The organism is Lentzea sp. NPDC102401, from assembly GCF_044765805.1.
GTDB classification, from domain to species: Bacteria; Actinomycetota; Actinomycetes; order Mycobacteriales; family Pseudonocardiaceae; genus Lentzea; species Lentzea sokolovensis.
Genome location: NZ_JBIWKS010000030.1, coordinates 1 through 25,755, shown reverse-complemented (window position 1 = coordinate 25,755; position 25,755 = coordinate 1). Strand labels below are relative to the sequence as shown.

27 protein-coding genes are annotated in these 25,755 nt (G+C 69.4%); 12 read left to right on the top strand and 15 right to left on the bottom strand.

What is annotated here, in order from left to right; all coding sequences use genetic code 11:
* Positions 1–179: 179 nt before the first annotated feature.
* Entirely contained in the window at positions 180–2,582 is a 2,403-nt protein-coding gene (locus tag ACIRG5_RS48135) for a hypothetical protein (RefSeq protein ID WP_402918404.1), read from the top strand.
* Between the two features lie 10 nt (positions 2,583–2,592).
* Here ACIRG5_RS48135 and ACIRG5_RS48130 read toward each other — a convergent pair whose 3' ends face one another.
* Positions 2,593–3,576: a zinc-dependent alcohol dehydrogenase family protein gene (locus tag ACIRG5_RS48130; RefSeq protein WP_402918401.1), complete on the bottom strand. Its 984-nt coding sequence runs from the start codon at positions 3,574–3,576 to the stop codon at positions 2,593–2,595.
* A gap of 85 nt (positions 3,577–3,661) precedes the next feature.
* Between ACIRG5_RS48130 and ACIRG5_RS48125 the strand changes: the two genes are divergently transcribed.
* Both ACIRG5_RS48125 and ACIRG5_RS48120 read left to right on the top strand, forming a co-directional pair.
* Positions 3,662–4,036, top strand: a complete 375-nt coding sequence (locus ACIRG5_RS48125; RefSeq protein ID WP_402918398.1) for a winged helix-turn-helix transcriptional regulator — start codon at positions 3,662–3,664, stop codon at positions 4,034–4,036.
* Between the two features lie 10 nt (positions 4,037–4,046).
* Positions 4,047–4,571: a GNAT family N-acetyltransferase gene (locus ACIRG5_RS48120; protein ID WP_402918397.1), complete on the top strand. Its 525-nt coding sequence runs from the start codon at positions 4,047–4,049 to the stop codon at positions 4,569–4,571.
* Here the strand turns inward: ACIRG5_RS48120 and ACIRG5_RS48115 are convergent.
* A complete protein-coding gene (locus tag ACIRG5_RS48115; protein ID WP_402918394.1) occupies positions 4,564–5,142 on the bottom strand; it encodes a TetR/AcrR family transcriptional regulator in 579 nt (192 codons plus the stop codon). The genes ACIRG5_RS48120 and ACIRG5_RS48115 overlap by 8 nt on opposite strands.
* 77 nt (positions 5,143–5,219) lie before the next feature.
* On the opposite strand from ACIRG5_RS48115, the gene ACIRG5_RS48110 reads away from it, so the two are divergent.
* Together ACIRG5_RS48110 and ACIRG5_RS48105 are read left to right on the top strand one after the other, a co-directional pair.
* Positions 5,220–5,699 carry a DUF2975 domain-containing protein gene (locus tag ACIRG5_RS48110; RefSeq protein ID WP_402918391.1) on the top strand — a complete coding sequence of 160 codons (480 nt, stop codon included), beginning with the start codon at positions 5,220–5,222 and terminating at the stop codon, positions 5,697–5,699.
* On the top strand, positions 5,699–5,917 hold the full coding sequence (locus ACIRG5_RS48105) for a helix-turn-helix transcriptional regulator (protein ID WP_030476549.1): 219 nt from the start codon (positions 5,699–5,701) through the stop codon (positions 5,915–5,917). The genes ACIRG5_RS48110 and ACIRG5_RS48105 overlap by 1 nt, the downstream gene beginning before the upstream one ends.
* On the opposite strand, the gene ACIRG5_RS48100 is transcribed toward ACIRG5_RS48105, so the two are convergent.
* Positions 5,914–7,149 carry a glutamate mutase L gene (locus ACIRG5_RS48100; protein WP_402918388.1) on the bottom strand — a complete coding sequence of 412 codons (1,236 nt, stop codon included), beginning with the start codon at positions 7,147–7,149 and terminating at the stop codon, positions 5,914–5,916. The genes ACIRG5_RS48105 and ACIRG5_RS48100 overlap by 4 nt on opposite strands.
* Positions 7,150–7,166: 17 nt before the next feature.
* Here ACIRG5_RS48100 and ACIRG5_RS48095 point away from each other — a divergent pair, with 17 nt between their 5' ends.
* The gene (locus ACIRG5_RS48095) at positions 7,167–7,772 is read left to right on the top strand and encodes a hypothetical protein (protein WP_402918386.1); all 606 of its coding nucleotides are present in this window, start codon (positions 7,167–7,169) and stop codon (positions 7,770–7,772) included.
* Here ACIRG5_RS48095 and ACIRG5_RS48090 read toward each other — a convergent pair.
* From ACIRG5_RS48090 to ACIRG5_RS48055, 8 genes are all read right to left on the bottom strand, one after another.
* The gene (locus ACIRG5_RS48090) at positions 7,769–8,224 is read right to left on the bottom strand and encodes a MarR family winged helix-turn-helix transcriptional regulator (RefSeq protein ID WP_402918383.1); all 456 of its coding nucleotides are present in this window, start codon (positions 8,222–8,224) and stop codon (positions 7,769–7,771) included. The genes ACIRG5_RS48095 and ACIRG5_RS48090 overlap by 4 nt on opposite strands.
* Positions 8,225–8,249: 25 nt before the next feature.
* Positions 8,250–9,746: an amino acid permease gene (locus ACIRG5_RS48085; protein ID WP_402918381.1), complete on the bottom strand. Its 1,497-nt coding sequence runs from the start codon at positions 9,744–9,746 to the stop codon at positions 8,250–8,252.
* Positions 9,747–9,890: 144 nt separating this feature from the next.
* The gene (locus ACIRG5_RS48080) at positions 9,891–10,814 is read right to left on the bottom strand and encodes a cation diffusion facilitator family transporter (RefSeq protein ID WP_402918378.1); all 924 of its coding nucleotides are present in this window, start codon (positions 10,812–10,814) and stop codon (positions 9,891–9,893) included.
* Between the two features lie 64 nt (positions 10,815–10,878).
* The gene (manA, locus tag ACIRG5_RS48075; RefSeq protein WP_402918376.1) at positions 10,879–12,093 is read right to left on the bottom strand and encodes a mannose-6-phosphate isomerase, class I; all 1,215 of its coding nucleotides are present in this window, start codon (positions 12,091–12,093) and stop codon (positions 10,879–10,881) included.
* A gap of 19 nt (positions 12,094–12,112) precedes the next feature.
* Complete coding sequence (locus tag ACIRG5_RS48070; RefSeq protein WP_402918373.1) at positions 12,113–13,177, bottom strand: hypothetical protein; 1,065 nt, start codon at positions 13,175–13,177, stop codon at positions 12,113–12,115.
* Positions 13,178–13,181: 4 nt separating this feature from the next.
* Positions 13,182–13,382 carry a Trm112 family protein gene (locus ACIRG5_RS48065; RefSeq protein WP_402918370.1) on the bottom strand — a complete coding sequence of 67 codons (201 nt, stop codon included), beginning with the start codon at positions 13,380–13,382 and terminating at the stop codon, positions 13,182–13,184.
* Positions 13,383–13,394: 12 nt separating this feature from the next.
* On the bottom strand, positions 13,395–14,747 hold the full coding sequence (locus tag ACIRG5_RS48060) for a phosphomannomutase/phosphoglucomutase (RefSeq protein ID WP_402918367.1): 1,353 nt from the start codon (positions 14,745–14,747) through the stop codon (positions 13,395–13,397).
* Positions 14,748–14,829: 82 nt separating this feature from the next.
* Positions 14,830–15,189, bottom strand: coding sequence for a DUF3499 domain-containing protein (locus ACIRG5_RS48055; RefSeq protein ID WP_218164452.1), 360 nt, complete (start codon positions 15,187–15,189; stop codon positions 14,830–14,832).
* A gap of 93 nt (positions 15,190–15,282) precedes the next feature.
* Between ACIRG5_RS48055 and ACIRG5_RS48050 the strand changes: the two genes are divergently transcribed.
* Positions 15,283–15,726: a metallopeptidase family protein gene (locus ACIRG5_RS48050; RefSeq protein ID WP_402918364.1), complete on the top strand. Its 444-nt coding sequence runs from the start codon at positions 15,283–15,285 to the stop codon at positions 15,724–15,726.
* Between the two features lie 26 nt (positions 15,727–15,752).
* Here the strand turns inward: ACIRG5_RS48050 and ACIRG5_RS48045 are convergent, their stop codons facing one another.
* Together ACIRG5_RS48045 and ACIRG5_RS48040 are read right to left on the bottom strand one after the other, a co-directional pair.
* Positions 15,753–18,914 carry a glycosyltransferase gene (locus tag ACIRG5_RS48045; protein WP_402918361.1) on the bottom strand — a complete coding sequence of 1,054 codons (3,162 nt, stop codon included), beginning with the start codon at positions 18,912–18,914 and terminating at the stop codon, positions 15,753–15,755.
* 31 nt (positions 18,915–18,945) lie between these two features.
* A complete protein-coding gene (locus ACIRG5_RS48040) occupies positions 18,946–19,251 on the bottom strand; it encodes a WhiB family transcriptional regulator (RefSeq protein ID WP_051784712.1) in 306 nt (101 codons plus the stop codon).
* A gap of 245 nt (positions 19,252–19,496) precedes the next feature.
* On the opposite strand from ACIRG5_RS48040, the gene ACIRG5_RS48035 reads away from it, so the two are divergent.
* Genes ACIRG5_RS48035 through ACIRG5_RS48020 form a run of 4 tightly spaced genes read left to right on the top strand, consistent with a single transcriptional unit; the run spans position 19,497 to position 23,075 of the window.
* Entirely contained in the window at positions 19,497–20,252 is a 756-nt protein-coding gene (locus tag ACIRG5_RS48035) for a site-2 protease family protein (protein ID WP_402918358.1), read from the top strand.
* 33 nt (positions 20,253–20,285) lie between these two features.
* The gene (gene cofD / locus ACIRG5_RS48030) at positions 20,286–21,236 is read left to right on the top strand and encodes a 2-phospho-L-lactate transferase (protein ID WP_402918355.1); all 951 of its coding nucleotides are present in this window, start codon (positions 20,286–20,288) and stop codon (positions 21,234–21,236) included.
* Positions 21,229–22,551 (top strand): coenzyme F420-0:L-glutamate ligase, encoded by a 1,323-nt coding sequence (locus ACIRG5_RS48025; RefSeq protein WP_402918352.1) that lies wholly within the window; start codon positions 21,229–21,231, stop codon positions 22,549–22,551. Before cofD ends, ACIRG5_RS48025 begins: the two co-directional genes overlap by 8 nt.
* Positions 22,548–23,075, top strand: coding sequence for an NUDIX hydrolase (locus ACIRG5_RS48020; protein WP_402918350.1), 528 nt, complete (start codon positions 22,548–22,550; stop codon positions 23,073–23,075). The genes ACIRG5_RS48025 and ACIRG5_RS48020 overlap by 4 nt, the downstream gene beginning before the upstream one ends.
* On the opposite strand, the gene ACIRG5_RS48015 is transcribed toward ACIRG5_RS48020, so the two are convergent.
* Both ACIRG5_RS48015 and ACIRG5_RS48010 read right to left on the bottom strand, forming a co-directional pair.
* On the bottom strand, positions 23,072–23,953 hold the full coding sequence (locus ACIRG5_RS48015) for a DNA-3-methyladenine glycosylase family protein (protein ID WP_402918348.1): 882 nt from the start codon (positions 23,951–23,953) through the stop codon (positions 23,072–23,074). The genes ACIRG5_RS48020 and ACIRG5_RS48015 overlap by 4 nt on opposite strands.
* Positions 23,946–25,013, bottom strand: coding sequence for a sugar phosphate nucleotidyltransferase (locus ACIRG5_RS48010; RefSeq protein WP_402918345.1), 1,068 nt, complete (start codon positions 25,011–25,013; stop codon positions 23,946–23,948). Before ACIRG5_RS48010 ends, ACIRG5_RS48015 begins: the two co-directional genes overlap by 8 nt.
* A 101-nt stretch (positions 25,014–25,114) precedes the next feature.
* On the opposite strand from ACIRG5_RS48010, the gene ACIRG5_RS48005 reads away from it, so the two are divergent.
* Positions 25,115–25,537, top strand: coding sequence for a hypothetical protein (locus tag ACIRG5_RS48005; RefSeq protein ID WP_402918342.1), 423 nt, complete (start codon positions 25,115–25,117; stop codon positions 25,535–25,537).
* Positions 25,538–25,755 lie beyond the last annotated feature (218 nt).

Here is a 25,755-nt window from a genome sequence, read left to right as displayed (position 1 = left end):
CTTGCGACCGAACTCGTGGAGCGAGAGGTCGGCCACGGCGAAGTCGATGCCGTTGCGGGTCTGCAACCGGTCCGAGGTCATTGCGAAGTCCTCCAGGGCACTTCAGAGAGGGTGTCGTCCGACCATACCGCCCGCCGATGGACCACTATGACCCGAACGTTGGGTAAGGGAGGTCACGGGTGTTGATTGCGGGCCCGGACACACGTGTCGTCGAACTGCGGGTACATGGCGTGCAGGGAACGACGCCGCAAACGCTGGTCGACGCCGTTGCGGCCGTGGACGTTGCGGGAGACGGCCTCGGGCGCATCGTGCGCCCGGCGGACAGACTCCGCAGGCCCGCGCCAGGACCGGTGCTGCAGACCGAGGGACGTCCGATCCCCCGCGTCGTGGAGGGCTACCTGTGGGGCGGGATGACGTCCGGAGGTGTGGCCAAGGCCACGTGGGCGCTGCTCTTCCCGTTCAGCATCGCGAACGTCGCGCACTGGATGCTCCCTCCCGTCCCCGAGCGGAATCTGCCCGCTCACCTGCTCGGCATCGGTCTGCGGTCGTTGTTGCGAGTGTTCGCACTGCTGCTGACGGCGTTGCTGGTCGCGCAGATCTCCGTGGTCAGCCTGGACCTGCTCGCCGCCCAGTGTCTCCGGCCGGGTACTGCGTGTTTGACCAGCATTCCGGCGGACGTGCGCACGTTTCCCTGGTTCCGGACCTTTCTGGGGCTGCTGCCGATCGTCGTGGTGATCGCGGTGATGCGGCGCGTCTCGCACGTCGAGTGGCGGATCGAGCGCAAGGCCATCGCCGACGCCGAGGAGCAGGAGAAGCAGCCCGCGTCCGGACTGCCCGGCGCCCACGTCGCGACCGACCCGGACACGCCGGCGTTGCGGTCGCTGCACGTCGTGACGTCGCTCGCGGTGACGGCGCTGATCGCCCTGGGCGGTCCGTTGAAGCAGCTCACGGCCACCGGCGGCATGGGTGTGGCGATCACGGTGGCGTGGATCGTGTCTCTCGTGCTCATCGGCGTGTCCGTGCTCGGTGTGCTGCTGCTGGACGACCCCACGGGCGGTGCGCCTCATCGCGGCGGACGGTGGCTACGCGCGGCGTTGGGCCGCAAGCCGCGACGGCTGCTGATGGTGTTCTCGGTGCTTTTGGTTCTGACGACACTCGGTTTGCAGGAACAGCTGCCGTTGCGGGTGCCCGGCGCGGACGTGACCGTGCAGGTCGTGGCGTTGCTGATGGCGTTCGTGCTGGTGCTGTTCGGGCTGATGCTGCTCCCCGCCGCCCTGCTCGCGCGGGGCACCTGGAAGTCGTTGCCGCGCGAACTGCGGCCGTGGGCCGGCGGCTGGTTCTCCGCGCCGGTGCTGGCGATCGCCGGGCTGCTCGGCGGTGGTTTCGGCGCCGGGGTGGCGTTGCCGGTCCGCAAGGCTTTGGGCGACGGGCTGAGGCTGCCCGCCGGCTACGAGTACATCACCCTGTTGTGGGGTGTGGCGGGCGCTTTGGCGCTGTTGAGCACGTTCGCGGTGGCGTCGTTCACCGGCGCCGTGCGGTGGCGGGCGTTCCGCAAGGGCAAGGTGTGGGCGCGCGAGGCGTCGTTGCTGCACTCCGGCCGGATGCGCGACCTTCGCACCGCGACACGCGCGTGGTGGTGGGCGCGCTGGGAACGCAACCACGGCCACCACATGATCCTGATCATCGCGTCCGTGCTGGTGGTCGGTGCTGTGCTGGCCACGGTGCTGCGGGTGCAGAACGTCCCGCTCGGCTCTTGGGCGGTGTTCTCGGCTTTCGGCGTGTTCGTGCTCGGCTTGCTGGCCGTGTCACTGCTGCGCGCCGTCTATCTGGCGGCGCGGCAACCGGAGTCCGGACGGCGGCTCGGGATCATCGCGGACATCGCGCAGTTCTGGCCGCGCGAAGCTCACCCGATCGTGCCGCCCTGCTACGCGCTGAAGGTCGTGCCGGAGCTCGTCGCCCGCGTGCAGGACCACCTGCGCGACCCAGGGACCCGCGTCGTCCTCTGTGGACACTCACAGGGATCTTTGCTGGTCGCCGTCGCGGCAGCCCGGTTGCTGGAGGAACTGCCCGCGCACGACCGCGAACGGATCGGCCTGCTGACAGCAGGTTCACAGCTCCAGTGGGCCTATCCGCGGGCGTTCCCCGCCGTGGTGCCGCACGCGTCACTGGCCCGGCTGGCCGGCGGGCTGGACGGACGCTGGCGCGCGCTGTGCCGGGGCACGGATCCGTTGGGCGGCGCGGTGACGACGTGGCGGCGGCAGGTGTTCGACGGCATGTTGCTCGGCGTCGGCTACCGGGAGGACGGCTCGGAGGGCGCGCTGGCACCGGCGTTGCGCGGGCCCACCGGGGCGTTGGTGCTGGGCGGCGACCACTGGCTGCCGGATCCGCAGCGAGGCCCGTTCCCCGGCCGTCGGTGGCGGTCGGGGGTGTCGGCGCACTCGGACTACACGTCGGACCCGGAGTGGGACCGGGCCGTGGCGATCGCGGCGGGACTGTTGCAGGTGGACGCGCCGGAGTCGCCTTCGCTGCCGTTCGCGCGCAGGCCGGAAGCTCGGTCGCGGGACGCGTTGGGCGGCTCCTAGCGCCACACCACTAGACCGTGACGACGATCTTCTTCCCGTCGTGGAGCCCCTTCTCCAGGTGGCGGTGTGCCTCGACGACGTCGTCGAGGGCGAACACCCTGCCGACGGCGGGCCGCAGGGCACCGAGGCGGACACCGGCGTTCAGGAAGGCCGCCATGCGATTCACCACGACGGCGTCGAGGGTGTGCTCGAAGCTCCGGTAGCTGAAGATCGTGAGCGGCGGGCCGGCGGGGAAGGGCGTGGGCCGTGGGTCCAGGAAGCCCGCGGCGACCAGCGTTCCGCCGGGACGGGCGGCCTTCAGCAGATCCTGCTGGCCGGGGCCCATGACCACGTCGAGGACGATGTCGGCACCGGCACCTCCGGTGTGCCGGCGGACGGCTTCGACGACGTCCGCGTGGTCGGTGGCGATGACCGCGGCCGCACCGGCGGAGAGCAGGTCGTCCTTCTTCGCGCTGTGCCGCGTGACGGCGATGGGCACGGCGCCGATCTGATTGGCGATCTGAATCGCCGCCCGGCCGACGCCACCGGACGCGGCGGTGATGAGCACGTGGTCGCCCGGCCGCATCCTCGCCTTCTCGACGAGGGCGCCGTAGGCGGTGGAGTACGTGACCCAGATCGCCGCCGCCTCCTCGACTCCGAGCCCGGCGGGCCGGGTGATGACCCGGCTCACGGGAACCGTGGTGTAGTCGGCGTAGCTGCCCCTGACGCTCGCGTCCGGAACGGCCGTGATGATCACCGGATCACCGACCTCCAGTCCGGCGGTCTCAGGGCCCAGCGCATCGACGACGCCGGTTCCTTCGACGCCGAGGCGAGCGTGCGGCAGGGGGACGACCGCGGGCAAGGCCCCGGAACGCATCATCTGGTCGAGCGGGTTGACCGCGAACGCCTCGATCCTGACCCGCACCTCACCGGCCGAGGGTTCGACGACCGGCTCCTCGACGACGTGCATGACCTCCGGACCGCCGAACTCGTCGAACACGACGACTCGTGGCATGGGATTCCTCCGCATCTGGTGCTGAACTCGCTGCTGCGGAAGACGTTACGAAGCCGTCGGTTACCTCCTGGTACCTTCGATTCACATGCAGAACGCGGCCGGACCGGCCTTCCTCGCCGACTGCCCCACGCGCCTGGCGGTCGAGATCATCTCCGACAAGTGGGCAGTGCTGGTGCTCTTCGGCCTCAGCCACCAGCCTCGCCGGCACGGTGAGCTCGTCGACCTCATCGGCGGCATCTCGCGCAAGGTCCTCACCCAGACTCTGCGCCGGCTCCAGCAGTACGGTCTGGTCGAGCGCCGTGCCGACTCGCCCCGGCAGGTCGAGTACAGCCTCACCGACCTCGGCCGCACCCTCGTCGAGCCGATCGAGGTCCTGACGAACTGGGCGAGGGACCACGGCGGTGCCGTCGTCGACTTCCAGGAGGCAGCGGAAGCCGCCTCCGTCGCGAAAGGTGTCTAGTCTGCGAACCATGCTCACTGGGGATCTTGTCCGACTGCGGCCCGTCGAACCCGAGGACGCCGACGCGTTCCACCGCTGGCACAACGACGAAGAAGTCATGCGGTGGCTGTCGAGCTACTTCCACACCTCGCTGGCATCGGCGCGCAAACGCTTCGGCGACCGCCAGGAGAACTCGTACGAGAAAGTCACCTTCTGCATCGAGACGCTCAAGGACGGCAAGCTGATCGGCGTCGTCGTGCTGCGCGACGCGGACCCGATCAACGCACGCGCCGAGGTCGACATCTACATCGGCGAGAAGGACCACTGGGGTGGCGGCTACGGCACCGATGCGCTGCGCACGGCGTGCCGGTACGGGTTCGACACCATGCGGTTGCACTCGATCGAACTCGGTGTCGTGGAGGCGAACGCCCGCGCGATCCGGTCCTACGAGAAGGTCGGTTTCCAGATCGACGGGCGGTACCGGCAGGCGTTCTTCCGCGACGGCGAGTGGCACGACTGCCTGTTGATGTGCGTTCTCAAGGACGAGCTCAAGTGAGCGCGGGCGCGAGGTGACCGATCGCCTCGCGCAGGTGGTCTTCGACTGAGGTGGCCGGCACCACGACGAGGCCGGACGGGCGGACGTCCACCCAGCGCTGCACCGCCAGGCGTGCGGCGGCGGACACCGCGGCCGCCAGTACCTCGGCGCCGAGCGGGTCCTTGCCCAGGCGTTCGGCGATCACGGTGGCGATCGGGGGTTCCACGGACGTCACCGAGTCGAGGTAGGCCTCGCGCAGCGCCGGCGTCGAGTTGATCAGCGCCAGGACCTCGGTCTGCGGTTCGCGGTACTGCTCGGTGAACGCGGCGATGATCGAGTCGACCAGCGGTTCGGACGAAGGCCGTGAGCGCAGTGCGTCCGCTACCTGGAGGGCGCGCGAGGCCGTGATGCCGGCGACGATCGCGTGCTCGCGGCTGGCGAAGTAGTTGTTGTAGGTGCGCGGCGAGACGTTCGCCGCTTCGGCGATCTCGTCGACTCGTACGTCGTCCACGCCCTTCTCCAGGGCGAGGCGCAGTGCGGCGGCCGACAACGCCGCTCGGGTCTCGGTCTTCTTGCGCTCGCGCAGTCCCACGCCGGTCACTCTAGAGACCGGTTGCAACACGATCACTACCGATTGACTTTCGATAGATCACTACCGATACTCGATCCATGATTGCTGAACGTTGGGCGGTGACAGCCCTCCGGGTGTTCCTGGTGGCGTTGTTCGGGATCCTCGTCGTGCTGGAGACGTTGTCGATCCCAGGCTCGTACGCGTACATGGCGGAGCAGAACCCCGCGGAGGCCCACCTGAGGTGGCCCTCGACGATCGTGTCGATCTTCTGGGTCGTGTGCGTGCAGGTGGTCATCGTCGCCACGTGGAAGCTGCTCACGCTGGTGCGCAAGGACCTGATCTTCACCGAGGCCGCGATCAAGTGGGTCGACGTGATGGTGTGGGCGATCGCGGCGGCGTGGGTCGTGCTGGTGGGGGTGTTCATCTGGGTCGGCGTCAACGCCGACGACCCCGGCGTGATCGTGTTGTTCTTCCTGTTCACGTCGGCGGTGTCCGTGGTCGGCCTCGTGCTCGTCGTGATGCGGGCGCTGCTGCAGCGCGCCACTACGCTGCGCGCCGACATGGAAGCGGTGATCTGATGGCCATCGTCGTGCGCATCGACGTCGAACTGGCCAAGCGCAAGATGAGCGTCGGCGAGTTCGCGGAGAAGGTCGGGCTGACCCCCGCCAACGTCGCGGTGCTGAAGAACGGGCGCGCGAAAGCCGTGCGGTTCAGCACCTTGGAAGCCATGTGCCGCGTTCTGGAGTGCCAGCCCGGCGATCTCCTCGAGTTCGTGGACGACGAGGAGTCCGCCTAGCCCAGACGCTTCGCCAGTCGGTCGGCGGCCTCCAGCCGCCCCGACTCGGCGAGCAGGCCCACCGGTGCCAGCACGTAGTCGCGGTCGACGGTGATCTCGGCGGTCCGCAGCACCGGTCGCAGCACCGGGTCGGCCCGCAACGCCTCGATGATCGGCGAGATGTCTTTTGTGTGCCGGAAAACACCGCCGGAGAGCACCAGCAGGCCCGCGCCGTGCGGGCCGAGTTGTCCGTCGACCTGCCTGAGATGCCTGCGCACAGCCAGAATCGCCGCGAACGACGCCAGCTTCACGTCGACGGCCGGGTCTTCCGCCAGCCAGTCGACGTTCTCGGCGCGGTACCGGGCTTCCGCGGTCAGGTCCTCGGTCGTCAAGCGTTCGGCGAGAGCTTCCTTGACCACGCCCGGCGCGGACCAGCGCATGCCGAGATCGCCTTCGACGGTGCGGCGGTCCGGCGGCAGCGCGACCGTCCTCTCCAGACCTTCACTGTCCACAGTCGACACCGCCGAGTAGACGTCCGTGGTCGCGCCGCCGACGTCCACCACGAGCACCGCGCCTTCACGCTCCTGTGCCGCGAGCCGGGAAACGCCTGCCAGCACGGCATCCGGCGTCACGGCCCGCACGAGCTGACGGAACCTCGGGCCGCGCGACAGACCCTTGCCACCGATCACGTGCTGGAGGAACGCCTCACGGATCGCCCGGCGGGCCGGTTCCGGGGCCAGCTGACCGACGTCCGGCAGCACGTTCGGGCAGGCCACGACGGTGCGTTTCGCCAGTAGTTCCAGCGCTTCCGGCTGCGCCTCGGCGTTGCCCGCCAGCACGATCGGCACGGCCACGCGGGCGAGCTTCGCGGCGTTGTGCAACAGGACCGACCGGTCGCCGCCGTCCGTGCCGCCGACCAGCAGGATCAGGTCCGGTGTCGTGGCACGGAGTGCCTTCACGTCGACCGAGCCCGCGCTGACGTGCACGATCTTGGCTCCCGCGGACAGCGCCACCCGGTAGCCGGCCTCGGCGCTCACGACGCGTTCCTGACCGACGACGGCAAGCCTGAGACCACCGCCGGCCGACGAGCACGCGAGGATCTCGCCGTCGCCGACCTCGGAGCGCAGCACGTCGATGCCGCGCAGCACCTCCGGCGGCGTGGTCGGGTGCTGCCCGGTCCGGACCAGCTCGCCCTCGGGCGTGACGAGAGCGGCCTTGGTCCAGGTGGAACCGACGTCGAGACACAGGATCACGGGGCTAGCTTGCCATCATGAAGCTCACACCCAAGGTGATCCTCGAAGGCACGCGGCTGACCGGCAAGACGGATCTGGCCTTCGCCCTGAACGAGCACCCGCGTCTCGTCGGGCATCGCCGGTACCGCTACCACTCGCCGTTGATCTCGGCGGAGTGGAGCGGGTTCAGCAACGAACCGTGGGGTCGTGGGCTGATCGACTTCGCGCCGGACGAGACCGCGCACGCGATGGAGACCTACGAGACGTGGGTGCGGATGTTCGAACTGCAGCGCTACTACTCCTGGATCGTCGACCGCTTCCACCTGTCCACGCTGGCGTTCCAGGCACGGCAGGGGCGCGAGTTCGACTTCGGCTGGCTGGAGGAACGGCTGAAGCCGCTCAACTTCGCGATCGTCCTGTGCACGCGGCCCGAGGACACGTTCGCGGAGGCGCGGGAGGAACGGCTGAAGATCAGCGCGAACCCGAAGCAGTACGTCGCACTGGAGCCGTTCGTCGAGGAACAGCGGCAACTCCGCGAGCTCGCGGCGAAGTCGATCCTGCCCGTGCTGGAGCTGGACGTGACGCGGCAGGGCCCGGACGACGTGGCCGAGTGGCTCGACCAACGAGGCCTGCTGACGCTCTAGTCGTCCGCTTTCTCGTGCACGGTCTGCATGAACGACCCGAGCTGCGCGAGCTGGTCCGGCGTGAAGAGGTCGATCAGGTACTCGCGGACCGTGGTGACGTGACCGGGTGCGGTGGTGAGCAGCAGGTCCTTGCCCGCGTCGGTCAGCACGGCGAGGATGCCGCGCTCGTCGGACTCGTGCGGTTCGCGCCGCACGAGTCCCGACTTCTCCAGCTTGCCGATCTGGTAGGTCAACGAGCTCTTCGAGACCACGACCCTGCGCGCCAGTTCGGTCATGCGCATGCGGTTGCCCGGCTGTTCGGACAGGACGACCAGCACGTTGTACTGCGCGTGCGAGAGGCCCGCGTCGCGCTGCAACTGCTGTTCGATCTGCCTCTCGAGGAGGTGGTACGCCTGGACGAAGTGATGCCAGGCGCTGCCTTCCTCCTCGGAGAGCCACCGCGCGTTTCCCATGGTGGGCAGGTTAGTTGGTCACGACCTACTTGCCTGCCTTGTCACTCTGCTTGCCCAGCACCGAGTTGCGTCGGCTGTAGACGAAGTAGACGACGACGCCGAGCACCATCCAGATGATGAACCGGATCCAGGTGAGCGCGGTCAGGTTCAGCATCAGCCACAGGCAGGCGAGAATCGCGAGGATCGGCACCAGCGGCACGAGCGGCACGCGGAAGCCGCGCGACAGGTCCGGCCGCGTCTTGCGCAGCACCAGCACACCGCCGGAGACGAGGATGAACGCGAACAACGTGCCGACGTTCACCATCTCTTCGAGCTTGCCCGCGGGGAAGAAGCCCGCCGCGACCGCGACCAGCGTGCCGACGATGATCGTGATGCGCGTCGGCGTGCCGTGGCTGCCGGTCTTCGCGAGCTTGCGCGGCAGCAGTCCGTCTCGCGACATCGCGAACAGCACGCGGCTCTGGCCGAGCATCAGCACCATGACGACGGTGGTCAGACCGGCGAGCGCGCCGACCGAGATCACCGTTGCCGCCCAGTCGACCCCGTTGTCCGAGAACGCACTCGCGAGCGTCGCGCGCGTGCCGTCCGGCTGCGTGGCGAGCTTCGTGTACGGCACCATGCCGGTGATCACCAGCGTGACGGCGACGTAGAGGACCGTGACGATCGCGAGCGAACCGAGAATGCCGCGGGGCACGGCCTTCTGCGGGTTCTTGGTCTCCTCCGCCGTGGTCGCCACGACGTCGAACCCGATGAACGCGAAGAAGACGATCGACGCCGCGGCCAGCATGCCGAGCACGCCGTAGGTGCTGCCCGAGTAGCCGGTGATCAGCGAGAACAGCGACTGCTCGATGCCCGTGTGCGCGGCAGGCCCGCCCTCGGCGGCCGGCGGGATGAACGGCGAGTAGTTCTCGGCCTTGATGTAGCCGATGCCGAGCACGATCACGAGCAGCACCACCGCGACCTTGATGGCCGTGATGACCGCGCTGACCCGCGAGCTCAGCTTCGTGCCGACGACCAGCAGGGTCGTGATCACCGCGACGAGCAGCACGGCGCCCCAGTCGAACTTGAGGCCGTCACCCACCTCGGTCTTCACGTCGAGCCCCATGAGGCCGAGCGTCGTCTGCAGGTAGGCCGACCAGCCCTTGGCGACCGCGGCCGAACCGACCGCGAACTCCAGCACCAGGTCCCAGCCGATGATCCACGCGGCGAACTCGCCGAACGTCGCGTAGGAGAAGGTGTAGGCGCTACCCGCGACCGGCACCGTCGAGGCGAACTCGGCGTAGCACAACGCGGCCAGCGCACAGGCGATCGCCGCCAGCACGAACGACAGCGAGACCGACGGCCCCGCGATGTTGCCCGCGGTGCTCGCGGTGAGCGTGAAGATGCCGGCGCCGATGACGACCGCGACGCCGAAGACCGTGAGATCCCAGGCCGTCAGGTCCTTGCGGAGCTTCGTGTCCGGCTCGTCCGTGTCAGATATCGACTGCTCGATCGACTTCGTGCGCCACAACCCGTTCCCCGGCACGGTGCATACCTCCTTGATGGAACCTGAATTGGCCCACAGTAGAGGTACCCGGCCCCCAAACGCCCTACAGCTCGTTCCATATGGAACGCGGGGGCCCCGCGTTACCCGGAAGGTAACGTGGGGCCCCCGCGTTCCAGGAAAGGATCAGGAGCTGGTGACCGTTGTGCGGTCCAGGTCCGGCTCCAAGTAGATGAGGCGCGCGTGCGGCACCTTGTTGCGCACCCGCTGCTCGGCGTCGTTGATCGCCTGTGCCACCTGGTCGAGCGGCAACTGAGGCTCCAGCGCGATCTTCGCCGCGACGAGCATCTCCTCCGGTCCGATGTACTGCGTCTTGATGTGGATGACGCGCTGCACCTTGCCCGCGGCCAGCTCGTCGATGATCACGTCGAGGTCCTTGTCCGACGCGCCCTCGCCGATGAGCAGCGACTTCATCTCGATGATCAGGATCACAGCGATGACGCCCAGCAGCGCACCGATGGCGATGGTGCCGAGTGCGTCGAAGACCGGGTCGCCGGTGACCGTCGCGAGCCCGACGCCGATCAGGGCCAGCACCAGACCGATCAGGGCGCCCGCGTCCTCCAGCAGCACGACCGGGAGTTCCGGGGTGCGGGAGTTGCGGATGAACTGCCACCAGGTGGCGTCGCCCTTGATGAGCTTCGACTCCTTGATGGCCGTCATGAAGCTGTAGGTCTCGAGGCCGATGGCCACCACGAGGATGCCGACCGCGACCAGCGGGCTGGAGAGCGCCTCCGGGTGCTGCAGCTTGTGGATGCCCTCGTACAGCGCGAAGACCGAGCCGAGCGTGAAGAGCATCAGCGCCACCACGAACGACCAGAAGTACCGGTCGCGGCCGAAGCCGAACGGGTGCAGCCTGGTCGCCCTGCGCTGCGCCGTCTTCTGGCCGAGCAGCAGCAGACCCTGGTTCGACGTGTCGGCCAAGGAGTGCACCGACTCGGCGAGCATCGACGACGAGCCGGTGATCAGGAATCCGATGAACTTGGCCACCGCGATTCCTGCGTTTGCCACCAACGCCGCGACGATGGCCTTGGTTCCGCCCCCTGCTGACACGCCTGTCTCCTTGCTGATAACCAGTCCTGGCCGGAAAGCTGTCTGCTTTGTCCGGTCGTGAACCTTAGTCTGTTCCGGCCGTGGCACGGAAAAGTTCAGCGGATTCAACACCATCCGGGCGCACGAGCACCGCCGGGTCCGACGCGGGGAGCCACACGGACTCACCGCGCGCCAGCCGCAACTCCTCGCCACGGACGTTGGTGAGTACCACGGCGCCCTCGGTGCAAATCATGATCTGCGGGCCTTCGTGGTTGATCCGCGTCTCGCCGGCCAGGTCCAACCTGGACAGTTCGAACTCGGGCGCGGGCGTGCGGTAGACGCGGACACCCGGTTGGATCTCCTCGCCCAGCAGCACTTCCATGTCACCGCAGGTGAAGTCGAGCACGCGCAGCAGTTCGGGCACGTCGACGTGCTTGGGCGTGAGGCCGCAGCGCAGGACGTTGTCCGAGTTCGCGAGGATCTCGATGCCGGTGCCCCGCAGGTACGCGTGCAGGTTGCCGGCGGGCAGGTGGATCGCCTCGCCCGGCTGCAGCACGATGCGGTTGAGCAGCAGCGCGGCGAGCACGCCCGCGTCACCGGGGTAGGACTCGCCCAGTTCCAGGATCGTGCGGCACTCCAGGTCGAACTCGCCGTGCTCCTTCACGTGCAGCACGCACGCGTCGAGAACCTGGGGCAGCAACGTGCTCAACGACGTCTGCGGCAGCGTGATCAGCATCGTGAACAGCGCGCGCAGGCCCGACGAGTCCGGTTGCGCGACCAGCATCTCGGTGTACGGGGACAGCGCGGGCGCGTCCAAGCTGCGCAGCAGCGAGACGGTCCGCGACGGCTCCCGGAAACCGGCCAGCGCGTGGAACTCGGTCAGCGCGCAGACCAGTTCCGGCTTGGCTGCCGGGTCCTTGTAGTTGCGGACCGGGGAGTCGAGTGGCACGAGGCGCTTCTCCTCGGCCGCGAAACCCTCCGCCGCCTGGGCGGCCGACGGGTGCGCCTGCAGGCTCAGCGCCTCGTCGGCGGCGAGCACCTTGAGCAGGAACGGGAGCCTGCTGCCCCACCGCGCGGCGACGCGCGTGCCGAGCTGACCGTCCGGGTCGGACGCCAGCAGGTCGAGCAGCGAGCGCTCGGTGCCGTCCGCGCCGGCCACGCGGGACGGGTCGCCGGGGTGGGCGCCCATCCACAGTTCGGCCTCGGGATGGGGTGCGGGCACCTCCTTCCCGAGCAGCTCGGCGATGGCCGTGCGTGAACCCCACGCGTACGGCCTTACCGCGTTGTGCAGCAGGTCCACTTCTAAGTCAGCTCCCAAATCAGTACGGGTTGCCGCCGAGAGTTCCGGCGGCGAGCCCGAGGTACAGCGCGGCCAGTTCGAAGCGGAGCGCGAGGAGTGCGGCGCAGACCGCGTCGCCTCCCGCCACCTCGACGGCCGGCTCCAGCACGTCCGCTCCCGGCAGGGCGTCCTCGGCGGCGTGCCGAACAGCATCTGCCACCGGGCCCTGGCGCACAGCCAGCAACAACACGCGCACGAGTCCGCTGCCCGGCTCGTCGTCCGGGTCGGCGAAGAGGTCCGCGCCGGAGGTTCCCTGCACCGCGCGGCGGTGCAGCACCGGGCGGGTCAGCGCCTGCGGATACCCGGCGACGTCGCAGGCCACACCGGCGAACGCCGCCAGCACGCCCGCGCCGTGCATGCCGACCGACGTGGCGACCTCGTCGAGGCCCCACAGCAGCGGCGTGCGGTCGGCGACGCGCAACGCGAGCGACTTCGCCGGGTTCACGAACGACTCGTGCATCGGGTGGTCGCGCTCGGCCTCCCGGTCGAGCTCGTCCGCGATCAGTTCGACGTCGACCTTGAGCAGGCCGAGCGAGTGCAGCACCAGCAGCCACGCGGCGAGCGCGCGCGGGAAGCTGAAGCCCGGCGGCACGTCGATTCGGGGCGGCAGCAGCACGGCCCGGCCGGCGGCGGCCGCGGCGATCGGACCGGAGTCCGGCGCCGTCAGCAGTGTGCGGGCGCCCCTGCGGACGGCCCTGTCGATCGACTCGGCGAGCACCCTGTCACCGGGGTCCTCGGTGTGCGCGAGCACGACGTCGAGAGCGCCGACCCAGGGCGGCACCTCGTCGGCGAGCACGACCGGCACCGAGCAGCCGGAGCCGAGCAACGCCATGACGACGTTGGCAACGGTGACCGAGTGACCGGGCCGGGTGATGAGCACGACCGCACGCGGGCGTTCGGAGAAGATCCGCTCCAGCCCCGCCTCGGCCGCGGCCTCGGCGGTGGAACGGACCTGCGCTCCCGCCCGCGCGGCAGCACGCAGCCAGCCGCCCGTGTCGGCGTCGGCGAGGCGGCCCGGGTCGTCGAGCAGCGTGTCGTCGAGCACCTGATCACACAGCCGACGGCGGCTCGACCGCCTCGTCCAGCAGGAGAACCGGGATGCCGTCGCGAACCGGGAACGAACGACCGCACGCGGTGCACGTGAGGAAGTCCGCTTCCGGATCGGTCGGCGTCCCGACCTGCAGGGGCGCGTGCTCGGGGCACGGGCAGGCGAGAATCTCCAGCAACTGATCTTCGAGCTTGACGGCCACGGTGTTCTCTCCTCAGGCCCGCACGATCGCGAGGACCTCGTCGCTCAGCGCGGCGACGGCCTCGGGCGTGGCGGCTTCGACGTTCAGGCGCAGCAGCGGCTCGGTGTTCGAGGCCCGCAGGTTGAACCACGACCCGTCCGCCAGCTGCACGGTGAGACCGTCCAGCTCGTCGATCGTGACGCCGTCCTTGGATCCGTACGCGTCCTTGATCGCGGCGATCCGCCCGGCCTGGTCGTTGACCGTCGAGTTGATCTCACCGGAGGCGGCGTAGCGGTTGTAGATCGACGTCAGCGTCGACAGTGGACCGTCCTGCTCACCGAGCGCGGCCAGCACGTGCAGCGCGGCCAGCATGCCGGTGTCGGCCTTCCAGAAGTCGCGGAAGTAGTAGTGCGCGGAGTGCTCGCCACCGAAGATGGCGCCGGTCCTGGCCATCTCCTCCTTGATGAACGAGTGGCCGACGCGCGTGCGCACGGGCTTGCCACCGTGCTCGGTGACGATCTCCGGCACGGCGTGCGAGGTGATCAGGTTGTGGATGACCGTGCCGCCGGGGTCCTTGGCCAGTTCGCGCACGGCCACCAGCGCCGTGATCGCCGACGGGCTCACCGGGTCGCCGTTCTCGTCCACGACGAAGCAGCGGTCCGCGTCGCCGTCGAACGCGACACCGGCGTCGGCACCCTCGGCCTTCGTGCGGGCCTGCAGGTCCACGATGTTCTTGGGGTCGAGCGGGTTCGCCTCGTGGTTCGGGAAGCTGCCGTCGAGCTCGAAGTACATGGGGACGACCTCGATGGGCAGGCCCTCGAAGACCTGCGGCACCGTGTAGCCGCCCATGCCGTTGCCCGCGTCCACGACGATCTTGAGCGGGCGGATGCCCTTCAGGTCGACCAGGTCGTTGAGGTAGGCCGCGTAGTCGACGAGCATGTTGCGCTCCTCGAACGTGCCGGGCTCGACGCCCTCGGCGTCCGGGACCTGGTTCTCGGCGTCCTGGCGGATCTGCGCGAGACCGGTGTCCTGGCCGACCGGCGAGGCACCCGCGCGGCACATCTTGATGCCGTTGTACTGCGCGGGGTTGTGGCTCGCGGTGAACATGGCGCCGGGCAGGTCGAGCTTGCCGGACGCGAAGTAGAGCATGTCCGTGCTGGCCAGACCGATGCTGATGACGTTCACGCCCTGCGCCTGCGCGCCTTCGGCGAAGGCACGCGACAGCCCGGGCGACGAGTCGCGCATGTCGTGGCCGATGACGATCGTCGGTCCACCGACCAGGCGCGCGAAGGCGGCGCCGAAGTCGCGGACCAAGCCGGCGTCCAGCTGCTCGCCGACCACCCCACGGATGTCGTACGCCTTGACGATGCCGGACAGGTCACGCACGCCGCACACTCCCGAAACTCGCTCTTGACGGCCACTGCCAGGGCAGCCTACCGGCGAGAAGATTAGTGATGCGTGTGGTCAGTCAGTCCTCGTGCGGATCAGGCAATACCCGCAGGTGGCCACGCCTGTGAGAGCCCGCGGACACGTCGGGCAGCTTCGGGCTCACATCAGCACGCCCAGCCTCCCTCACCGCCTCGGCCAACGCCGTCAGGTCGTCCACAGTCGGCTCGGGCGCCGCGAACTCACCCTGGTGCCTCACGACCTCCCAGCCACGAGGCGCCGTGAGCCGCAACGCGTGCTCCTCACACAGGTCGTAACTGTGTGGTTCGGAGTACGTGGCAAGCGGCCCGACGACCGCGGTGGAGTCCGCATAGGCGTAGGTGAGCGTGGCGACAGCCGGGTTAGCACACCCGGTTCGCGAGCACCGTCTCACGCTCCGCACGATCGGGGACGATAGCGCGTCCACGGGAGGCTGTGTGTGAGGCACGCTGTGTTTAGTCGTCAGGGGTAGCAACTAGGCTGCTGGGTTGTGGTGATGGCACGGGGTTCACAGCGGCAGAATTCGCCGCGCCGACGCAACCGCGATCGGCACGGCCGAGGCCTGCGCGGCCCGCTCTACCCGGCCACGCTCCCAGCGGCCCGTTCCCGGGCAGAACGCTTCGACGCGCTGGTCGTAGAGGCACTGGAGCCCATCGAGGCCCGCTGGCGAACCGAACTCACCCAGCTCGACGTGGCCGTGGACGACGTCCCGGACGTGCAGGTCGAGGGCGAGGACGGCGTGGTCGAGGACGGCAACGTCCCCCTGGCCCGCCTGCTCCCGCCCGGCTCGGACAACCGTGCCCGGATCGTTCTCTACCGCAGGCCTCTCGAGGCGCGGGCGAAGGACGGCGCCGACCTGTCCGACCTGGTGCACGACGTGCTGGTCGAACAGGTGGCGAACTACCTGGGGCTGGACCCGGACGTGGTGGACGAGGGCTGAGACCCCTCTCACACACGGCTCCACCGTCAGGCTGCCTTCCGCCGCGTCGGGATGGCGGTCAGCAACGTGAACAACGCGGCGGCCGCCTGCCCCAGCAACAAGAAGTCCCGCAAGGTGGAGGACATCTCCACCCGGACCTCGGCGGCAGAGGACGGCAACGGCACCCCGACCAGGTGTCCCCAGGCCCGGACGACCGGCACCTGCTGCCCGTCCACGAAGACCTGCCAGCCGGGCTCGTCCTCCGCGGCCAGCACGAGCACCCGCCCCTCCCCGCCGGGCGAGACCTTCACGGCGACCTCCGGCAACGACAGGTTCACCGGCACCACACCGGACGCGGCCAGTTCCTCAGGCGGTTCCCCGCCGGTCCGAGCCCGCCGCGCCAGATCAGGCGCCAGCAACACCCCGGTGTCGGCCGCGAACCGCAGCCGCAGCACCGGCCGTCCGTCAGAAGCTCCCGGCGCCACGGACACCAGTTCCCCAGCGGCAGCCCGAACCCGAGCGGACGCCTCCTCGGACGGCAGGACCACGAAGGTCACCCCGGAAGCCGCGGCCTGAGCCAACGCGGTCTTCACCGCGGGCGCGGCCCCGTCCAGCAGGGACGAGTTCCACCGCCGCAACCGAGCAGGCGACGACACCGTGGGCACGAGATCGTCATCCCCGAAGGCGGGCATCCGTCCGGCGACCTGACGCACCGGCGAGCCCAGGATCAGCACCGACCGCCCGGACCGTTCCAACTCGGCGGTCAAGGACGGGCTCAAGGCAACACCACCGTCAGCCTTCAACGGCCCGGAACGCAGATCCAGCAACCCGGCCACTCCCAGGCTGACCAGCGTCACCACACCAACGAGGTACACGGCCCGCCGCACCCGAACCTGCCCGGCAACGCCCGGCGTCACCCCACGCTGACACCCGGCGAGCACCACGCACACGAGTCCCCACGCCAGCAAGACCAACGGCGTCCCGGGCCAGGCTCCGACAGCAGCCACCGCCGCGAGCGCACCGATCGCCAGCACGATCACCAACAGTCCGGGCAGCATCGAAGCGTTGGGCCGCAACACCGCGGCAGCGAACGCGGCGGCCACGAAGACCGAGCACACGACCAGGTTCGGCGGCGGCGACGAGAACGCGGCGCCGAGACCGTTGAGGACCATCTCCGGGTGTTGCAGCAAGACGGCGGGCCACGGCAGAAGCAGCCCCATCGGCAGAAGCACGATCATGAACAGAGCCGCGATCCGGCGTGCGCCGCCGGTGACGGCGATGAAGCCGGCCAGGGCGCCCACGATGATCACGACGTGGGTCAGCGGCGAGAAGGCACCCAGCACCGCGACGCCGATCGCCGTGCCGGAAGCCATCGGCAGCCAGGCGTGCGTGGACGACGCGCGCAAGACCGCGTACACGCCGGCGAAGACCACAGGTGTCACGACGTGCACGACGATGACGTCCAGGCGACCTTCGGCGACCGCGGTCGTGGCGACTGGCAGCAGGCCGTAGAAGGCGGCCACTACCGCTCGCACGGAACGGCGTACGCGCATGCCGCGTGACGCGATGTAGGCGGACAACGCGGCGAGAGGGATGTCGCCGAGCAACAGCAGTGCGACGGCGAACGAAGGGCCGCCTGGGATCAGGCCCAGGACGGCCAGCGCGGCGGGAGCGGGGGCCGCGGTGCCGCCGAGGACCGGGTGCCACGACGACAGGTAGGTCGACCAGACCGAACCCGCCGAGCCGACCGGGAGCAGCCGGCCGCCCGCGAGGTTCAGGCCGAGGCGGGACCAGTTCGCGATCACGGCGACGGCCGAGAGTCCCAGTAGGAGCAGGACCGGGGGCGCGAGCAGCAGTGACCGCAGCATCCGCGACTGGTCGACCTCGACGAAGACCATGCCGGGAGCGCCACGCGGACCGGGCGACGGGCGGGGGCGCGGCGTCGGGCGCAGAGCGCCGGGCAAAGCGGCGTCCACGGGGACGACCACGGGTGGGCGGCGCAGGCCGGCGACGCGCGGGCGGCCTCGGGAGGCTCCGGCGGGCAACGCCGACGGACCCACCGGGCGAGAGTCCACTTCGGATGGTTCGAGCCACGTCGAACCTGCATCGGTTGCGGGCAAACGACCTAGCGCGGCGTCCGCCTCGACGCGGCGGCGGATCAGGAAGGTCGCGCCGGCGCGGATCGCGTTGCGCAGCCGGGTGAGTCTGCTGGTGAAGAGGCCGCGCACGACGGCGGAACCGCGGCGGGCGCGGCGGCCTTCGAACAGACGGCCTCTGGTCAGGAGGTAGCGGGCCGCGCCGACTTCGGCGTGTGCGTCCGCGAAACGCCGGAGGAACAGGAAGCCCAGGGCGCGCAGCAGCGACAGGAACAGCAGTCGCGGAACTCCGACGAGAAACGAGATACTTGAACAATTGACCAAAAATGTACGCATGCCGTGCGCTCGGTCGACGCCACGAAATGACGGACCCGGCCGCGCCATGGCCGCATCCAAACGACGTGAGCCTTTAGTTGCGGCGCGTGCATGTCGCATGCGTGCGACCGGTACGCACAGGACCAAATGACCCGCGCGATTAGCGCGCCAGCCGAAGTCGAGATCGTCACGCAGCAGCGGCATCGCTTCGTCGTAACCGCCGAGCGCGTGCCAGACCTCACGTTTGATCAGCGATCCCGCGGACGAGACGGCGAGAACCTCGGTGCTCTGCTGAAACGACGCGGAATGTTCGGCCGACGACAGGCCAGTCTGTCGATGTCCTGAAGAATCCGTCGACAAACCCGCCTCGACGACCAGACGAGAATCCACCCAATCGAGGCACAGCGGGCCCAGCACGGCAGCCGACGGCGACACCTCGGCCGCCGTCAACAGCGAGGCCAGGCAGTCGGGTTCGGGCGCGCTGTCGTCGTGCAGCAACCACAGCCATTTGCCGGGGTCACCCCACCGTTCGACGGCGTGCTCGACCGCGATCCGCACGGCGGTGCCGTAGCCGGTGCCACGCGGCGCGGTCAGCACGCCGTCCAGCAGATCCCCCGCGTCCGCCAGCACCTTCGCTGTCCGGTCGGTTGATCCGGTGTCGACCGCGATCACGTGCCGAGGGCGAATTCGCTGACGCCGCAACGCGGACAGCGCCGTGCTGAGCCACTGGTCGCCGTCGTGGCAGACCAGGACGCACAGCACCGGCGCTGTCCGGAGCCTCGGCTGAGGACTTGTCACGCCCTCAAGTTAGGGCACGAAGATCACGCTTCTAGACGGCTCGCTTCTTCAGCTTGCGGCGTTCTCGTTCACTGAGACCACCCCAGATGCCGAAGCGTTCGTCGTGCTGGAGTGCGTACTCAAGGCACTCCGAACGCACCTCGCAGCCCAGGCAGATGCGCTTGGCCTCCCGAGTCGACCCTCCCTTTTCGGGGAAGAACGCCTCAGGATCGGTCTGTGCGCAGAGCGCGCGCTCCTGCCAGTCCTGCTCGTCGGCAGGGTCGAACAGGTACGACAGCTCGCCCTGCACGACCGGCTGCGTGACGTGATCTTCTTCGAGCTCTTCGAATTCCTGCATTTCGTCCGCCTCCTCGCCTTCCGCTCTCCCCGGTTGGCGGACGCCAGACGCCGTTCCCACAACGACGAATGACACCGATGTGATTACACCTGCGTCACAGCGGGCGGTCAAGCGGAGTCCACACGTCGGGGGATATTCGCGCGGATGGCCGCAAAAACCTTGACTGGCAGCACAGACAGTGATTCAGGTGTTGCAACGTGTCCCCGAACGGCCCACGACACCAGCCGACACGCCACACTGGAGGGGTGAAGCGATCAGCGGTTCGCCCCAGTCCACTGTTCCTAGGCCTGCTCGCGGCGGCTGCCGCTGGAGCCGCCCTCACCCTGCTCGAGGGTGACGTCGCCATCATCTCGGGCACCATCCTCTTCGTACTCGCCGGGTGGGCGGTCACGCTGTGCCTGCACGAGTTCGGGCACGCCGCCGTCGCGTACAAGGGCGGCGACTTTTCCGTACGTGACAAGGGTTATCTGACCCTCGACATCCGCCGTTACACCGACCCCGTGCTCAGCATCGTGCTGCCGCTCGTGCTGCTGGTGTTCGGCGGAATCCCCCTGCCGGGTGGCGCGGTGTGGATCAACCACCACGCCCTGCGCTCGAAGAAGATCGAGTCTTTGGTCTCACTCGCGGGGCCGGTCTCGAACCTCGTGATCGGCGTTCTGCTCGCGCTGGTCGTCGCGATCTTCTCGCCGCCGGCCGCGCTCGCCGCCGCGATTTCGTACCTTGCTTTGTTGCAGGTGTTCGCGTTCGTCCTGAACATCCTGCCGATTCCGGGCCTCGACGGCTGGGGCGTCATCGAACCGTTCCTGCCCTACGAGGCACAGCGGTTCGGCGCGAAGGCCCGGCCGTGGGCGCCGCTGGTCCTGTTCGCCGTCCTGATCGGCTTCACCGCCGTCAGCCAGCTGTTCTTCGACGCGTCGACCTGGGTGTTCGAACTCATCGGCGGTGACCCGTTCTCAGCGGGCGACGGCTCGCGGGCGTTCTCGTTCTGGCGCTACCTGTAACGGCGAACCGGCGCTGTGGAAGCATGGGCGGGCGTGAAGGTCGTAGCACTGGTCGGCGGAGTCGGCGGCGCGAGGTTCCTGCAGGGACTGAAGGCTCTTGGGGCGGATGTCACCGCGGTGGTGAACACCGGCGATGACGTGTGGATGCACGGGCTGCGCATCACTCCTGACCTCGACACCTGCATGTACACGCTGGGCGGCGGGATCGACACCGAACGCGGCTGGGGCCGTGCGGACGAGTCCTGGACCGTCAAGGAGGAGCTCGCTGCCTACGGCGCCGAGCCGACGTGGTTCGGCCTGGGCGACCGCGACATCGCGACGCACCTCGTTCGCACCCGCATGCTCCGCGCCGGCTATCCGCTGTCGGCCGTGGCGGAGGCGCTGTGCGACCGGTGGAAGCCGGGCGTGAAGCTGCTGCCGATGTCGGACGACCGCGTGGAGACGCACGTCGTCGTGGAGCTCGACGGTGAGACGAAGGCCATCCACTTCCAGGAGTGGTGGGTCAAGCACCGGGCCGCGCTGCCCGCGAAGTCGTTCGCGTTCGTCGGCGCCGAGACCGCCACCGCCGGGCCCGGCGTGCTGGAGGCGATCACCGAGGCCGACGCGGTGATCCTGGCCCCGTCCAACCCCGTGGTGAGCATCGGCACGATCCTCACCGTGCCCGGCGTGCGCGACGCGTTGCGCAAGACCGAGGCCGGCGTCGTGGGCCTGTCGCCGATCATCGGCGGGAAGCCGTTGCGGGGTATGGCCGACGCTTGTTTGGACGCGATCGGTGTGGAGACCTCCGCCGAGGCGGTCGGGCGGCACTACGGCTCCCGCAAGTGCTCCGACGGCATTCTCGACGCGTGGCTGGTGCACACCGGCGACCGGGCCGACGTGCCCGGTGTCGCGGTGCGCGCGGTCCCGCTGCTGATGTCCGATGTGGACGCGACGGCGCAGATGGCCCGCGCCGCGCTGGACCTGGCCGGAGTCGAAGTTGACTGATCACGCCGCGGCCGCGCTGGAGCTGCTGCCGGTTCCGGGCCTGCCGGAATTCCGCCCCGGCGACGACCTGGCCGGCGCGATCGCGAAGGCCGCCCCCTGGCTGCGCGACGGCGACGTGCTGGTCGTCACGTCCAAGATCCTGTCCAAAGTAGAGGGACGACTCGTCCGGGTACCGGCCGATCCCGAGGAACGGGACCGGATCCGGCGCGAGCACGTCGACGCCGAGTCGGTGCGGGTGCTCGCCCGCAAGATGCGCACGCTGATCACCGAGAACAAGCTCGGCATCGTGCAGGCCGCATCGGGCGTCGACGCCTCGAACGTGGCGGGCGACGAGATCGCGCTGCTCCCGGTCGACCCGGACGGCTCCGCGGCCTCGTTGCGCGGCGCTCTCAAGGACCTGCTGGGCGTCGAGGTCGCCGTGGTGATCACCGACACGATGGGCCGCGCGTGGCGGATGGGCCAGACCGACGCCGCGATCGGCGCGTCCGGCATCCGCGTGCTGCACGACTACGCGGGCGCGGTCGACGAGCACGGCAACGAACTCGCGGTGACGATGGTCGCGATCGCCGACGAGATCGCCGCGGCCGCCGACCTGGTGAAGGGCAAGCTCGGCTCGGTGCCGGTGGCGGTGCTGCGCGGGTTCGAGGTGGTGGACGACGGCTCCACGGCCCGCGACCTGAACCGGCCGGTCGAGGAGGACCTGTTCAGCCTCGGCACGGAGGAGGCGCTCGCCCAGGGCCGCGCTCAGGCCGTGCTGATGCGCAGGTCCGTGCGGTTCTACTCGGACGAGCCCGTCGATCTCGCCGTGGTGCGCAGGGCAGTCGGTGCGGCACTGACCGCGCCCGCGCCGCACCACACGAAGCCCCTGCGGTTCGTGCTGGTTCGGGAGAAGCGCTTGGAGCTGCTCCAAGCGATGCGCTCGCAGTGGGAATCCGACCTGCGCGCCGACGGGTTCACCCCCGAACAGATCGCCCGCCGGGTGCGTCGTGGCGACCTGCTGGTGGAGGCGCCGGAGATCGTCGTGCCCTTCCTCGTGCGCGACGGCTCGCACGCCTACCCCGACGACCGCCGCGCCGACGCCGAGAAGACGATGTTCACGGTCGCCGGCGGCGCCGCCGTGCAGGGCCTGCTGGTGGCTCTGGCCGCCGAGGGCCTCGGCTCGTGCTGGGTGTCGTCGACGATCTTCTGCGCGGACATCGTGCGTTCGGTGCTGGGTGTTCCCGGCGACTGGGAGCCGCTGGGCGCCGTCGCGATCGGGCATCCGACCGAGCCGCTGACGCCGCGCGAGCCACTGGAAGGACTGATCGAGCTGTGACGCTGCACGCCGACGCCGTCTCGACGCTGAGCCGGTTCGCGGGACAGGACGCCCTGCGCGAGGCCTACCTGGGCTTCCTGGCGGCCCGTTCCGATGCCTGCCAGCGTTCTTGCGAACCAGGGCACATCACGGCCTCAGCGTTGGTCCTGGACGCCACCGCGGAGCACGCGTTGCTGACGCTGCACCCGCGCGTGGGCCGATGGCTTCAGCTGGGCGGCCACTGCGAGCCCGAGGACTCCTCACTGGCCGCCGCGGCTCTGCGCGAGGCCACCGAGGAGTCCGGCATGCGCGGCCTGCGCATCGAGCCGACGCCGATCCACCTCGACGTGCACCCGATCACGTGCTCGCTGGGCAAGCCGACGCGGCACTTCGACGTCCGCTTCCTGGTCCGCGCTCCCGTCGGCGCGCAGCCGGTGCGCAGCGCTGAATCCGTCGATCTGCAGTGGTGGCCGCTGGACTCGTTGCCGGACAACGTGGACGACCTGCACCCGTTGATCGAGAGCGCTCTCGCGCGGCTGCGTTAGAACTTGCGGTAGTCGCGCGGCGAGAACCTCGGGGCTCGCCGCGGCCGGCGCAGGCCCGCCGCCTCCAGGTACATGACCGCGCGGTGGCGTTGCGGCTTGTAGGGCTCCAGCAGCTCCATCATGCCGTCGTCGTCGCCCGGCGTGCCGGTCAACGCCCACGTGACGTTCTTGGCGACGTGGTAGTCACCGACGCTCACGGCGTCCGGGTCGCCCCAGGACCGTTGCGCGACCTCGGCCGACGTCCACACGCCGATGCCGGGCACCTTTTCGAGCAGCTCGCGGCTGCGCATCTCCGCGGCCTTCTCCAGCCGGTGCGCGACCTGCGCGGCGTTGATCAGCGTCCTTCTGCGGGCGCCGTCGAGCCCGCACTGGTGCCACTCCCAGTCCTGCAGGCCCAGCAACCGTTGCGGCGTCGGCGGAACCTTCAGCGGCTTCGGCCCGGGAGCGCTCTCGCCGAACCGCCGTCCCAGCTCACGCCACGTCCGGAAGGCCTCCACGCCGGTGACCTTCTGCTCCAGGATCGAGGCGAACAACAGGTCCCAGACCCTGTTCGTGGCCCCGAGCCGCAGCCCTGGCCGTTGCCTGCGCGACTCGGCGATGATCGGGTGGTGCGCGACGAACTCGTCCACCGTGTCGTCCGCGCCGAGCAGGGCGGGCAGCCCGTCCAGCAGCCACTGCCCGCCCTCGCCCCACGCTTCCGCCAGCACCTCGCCGCTCGTCCTCGTGACGTGCAACGTGCCGGGCCCGCACGGCGTGTTCGCCGCGAACCAGACACCGCCCTCCGCGCAGAAGGACGGGTCGCCTGGTCCGCGGCGCAGCCTGCCGAGCACCGCTCCCAGATCGAGTGGGAACGGTGGAGTCCAGGCTCTGCTAGGCATCCGTCGAGAAGCGCACGCCGGCCTCCGGCAGAACCACACCCGGCCACACCCGCGCTCCGCCGATCAACTCACACCGCGCGCCGATCACCGCGGAGTCGCCCACGACGGCGTCCTTGAGGACCGCCCCGGCCTGCACGAGCGCACCGGCACCCACGATCGAACGCTCGACCAGCGCACCCTCGCCGACAACGGCACCGTCGAACAAAATCGCGCCATCGAGCACAGCACCGTCCGCAACCGTGCAGTTCGCACCGACCGCGGACCCGCCCTTGAGCGTTGCGCCTTCGTGCACGCTCGTGCCCTCAAGCACCAGGTAGTCACCAGGCTGTGCAACTGCCGCCGACGGCGCGACACCGCGCACGAGGTCCGCGGACCCCTGCACGAACGCCTCGGGCTTGCCGAGGTCCAGCCAGTACGTGGCGTCCACGTGCCCCTGCAACCTCCGCCCGGCCTCGAGCAGCCCGGGGAACGTCTCGCGCTCCACCGACACCGGCCGCCCGGCGGGAATCGCGTCGATCACCTCACGCCGGAACACGTAACAACCGGCGTTGATCTGGTCCGTCGGCGGGTTCTCGGTCTTCTCCAGGAACGCCTGAACGCGCCCCTCGTCGTCCGTCGGCACACACCCGAACGCACGCGGGTCCGCCACCTTCACCAGGTGCAACGTCACATCTGCCTCGTGCTTGCGGTGCGTGTCGACGATCCCCGACAGGTCGACGCCCGACAGGATGTCGCCGTTGAAGACCATCACGTCGGGCTCACGGAGCTTGTCCGCCACGTTGCGAATCGCCCCCGCCGTGTCCAGCGGCACCTCTTCCACCACGTACTCGAGTTCCAGCCCGAGCCTCGATCCGTCCCCGAAGTACTCCTCGAACACCTCGGCCTTGTAGGAGGTCCCCAACACCACGTGCGTGATGCCGACCTCCTTGATCCGAGACAGGAGGTGTGTCAAAAATGGCACCCCTGCGGTCGGCAACATGGGCTTGGGAGCGGACAGGGTCAGCGGGCGAAGACGGGTGCCCTTGCCCCCGACCAGCACCACAGCTTCGACGCCGTGCACCTTTTTCCTCCTCCGCGTTACAGCGAGCCGTTCGACGGAATACTCTGACACGAAGCAGATCGTCATATGGGATCTGGTCCCGGCAAGGAGCTAAATCCGACATGGACCCCCGCGACCGGGCCGACGCCATGCTCGCCCGCGCCCGCGCACGTGGGCGGAACATCGTGACGCCGGACAACATGACGTCTCCGATGGACTCCTCGGACACGCAACAAATCCCTCGCTCGCTGGTCAACGCCATGGACCCGCGCCGAGACCCGGACTCGACCATGATCCTGCAGCCGGCGCAGATGGGCCAGCAACACCACCAGCAGCAGCGCCCGCAACACCACGCGCCGGGCCAGCCCATGCCAACGCAACCGATGGCCGCCCAGTCGAGGCAGGGCCAGCCGCTGCCGGCACCGCAGGCCCCGGCAGATGACGCGGAGATCACTCAGGTCGTGCAGCCGGGCCTCATCCCGACCGTCTCGAACCACCAGCAGTCCCGCAACTCACTGAGCCAGCGGCTGAGCGGCGACATGTGAGCACTCCCGGCGGGCACCGCCGGGCAGGCTGACGCAGGGGTCCCCTCCGGACCTGGGTCCCCCGCGACCCAACGTACAGAGCAGGTCTGACACTCCCGCGAAGCGAGAGCGAGCACCCGCGACGCCGAAGACATCCCAGTTGGTAGTGCTGTCAAGCGGCAGCGGTGGTGTGGTGTTGCCAGGCGGTGGTTTCGTCGTAGATGGTGCGGGTTTTGAGA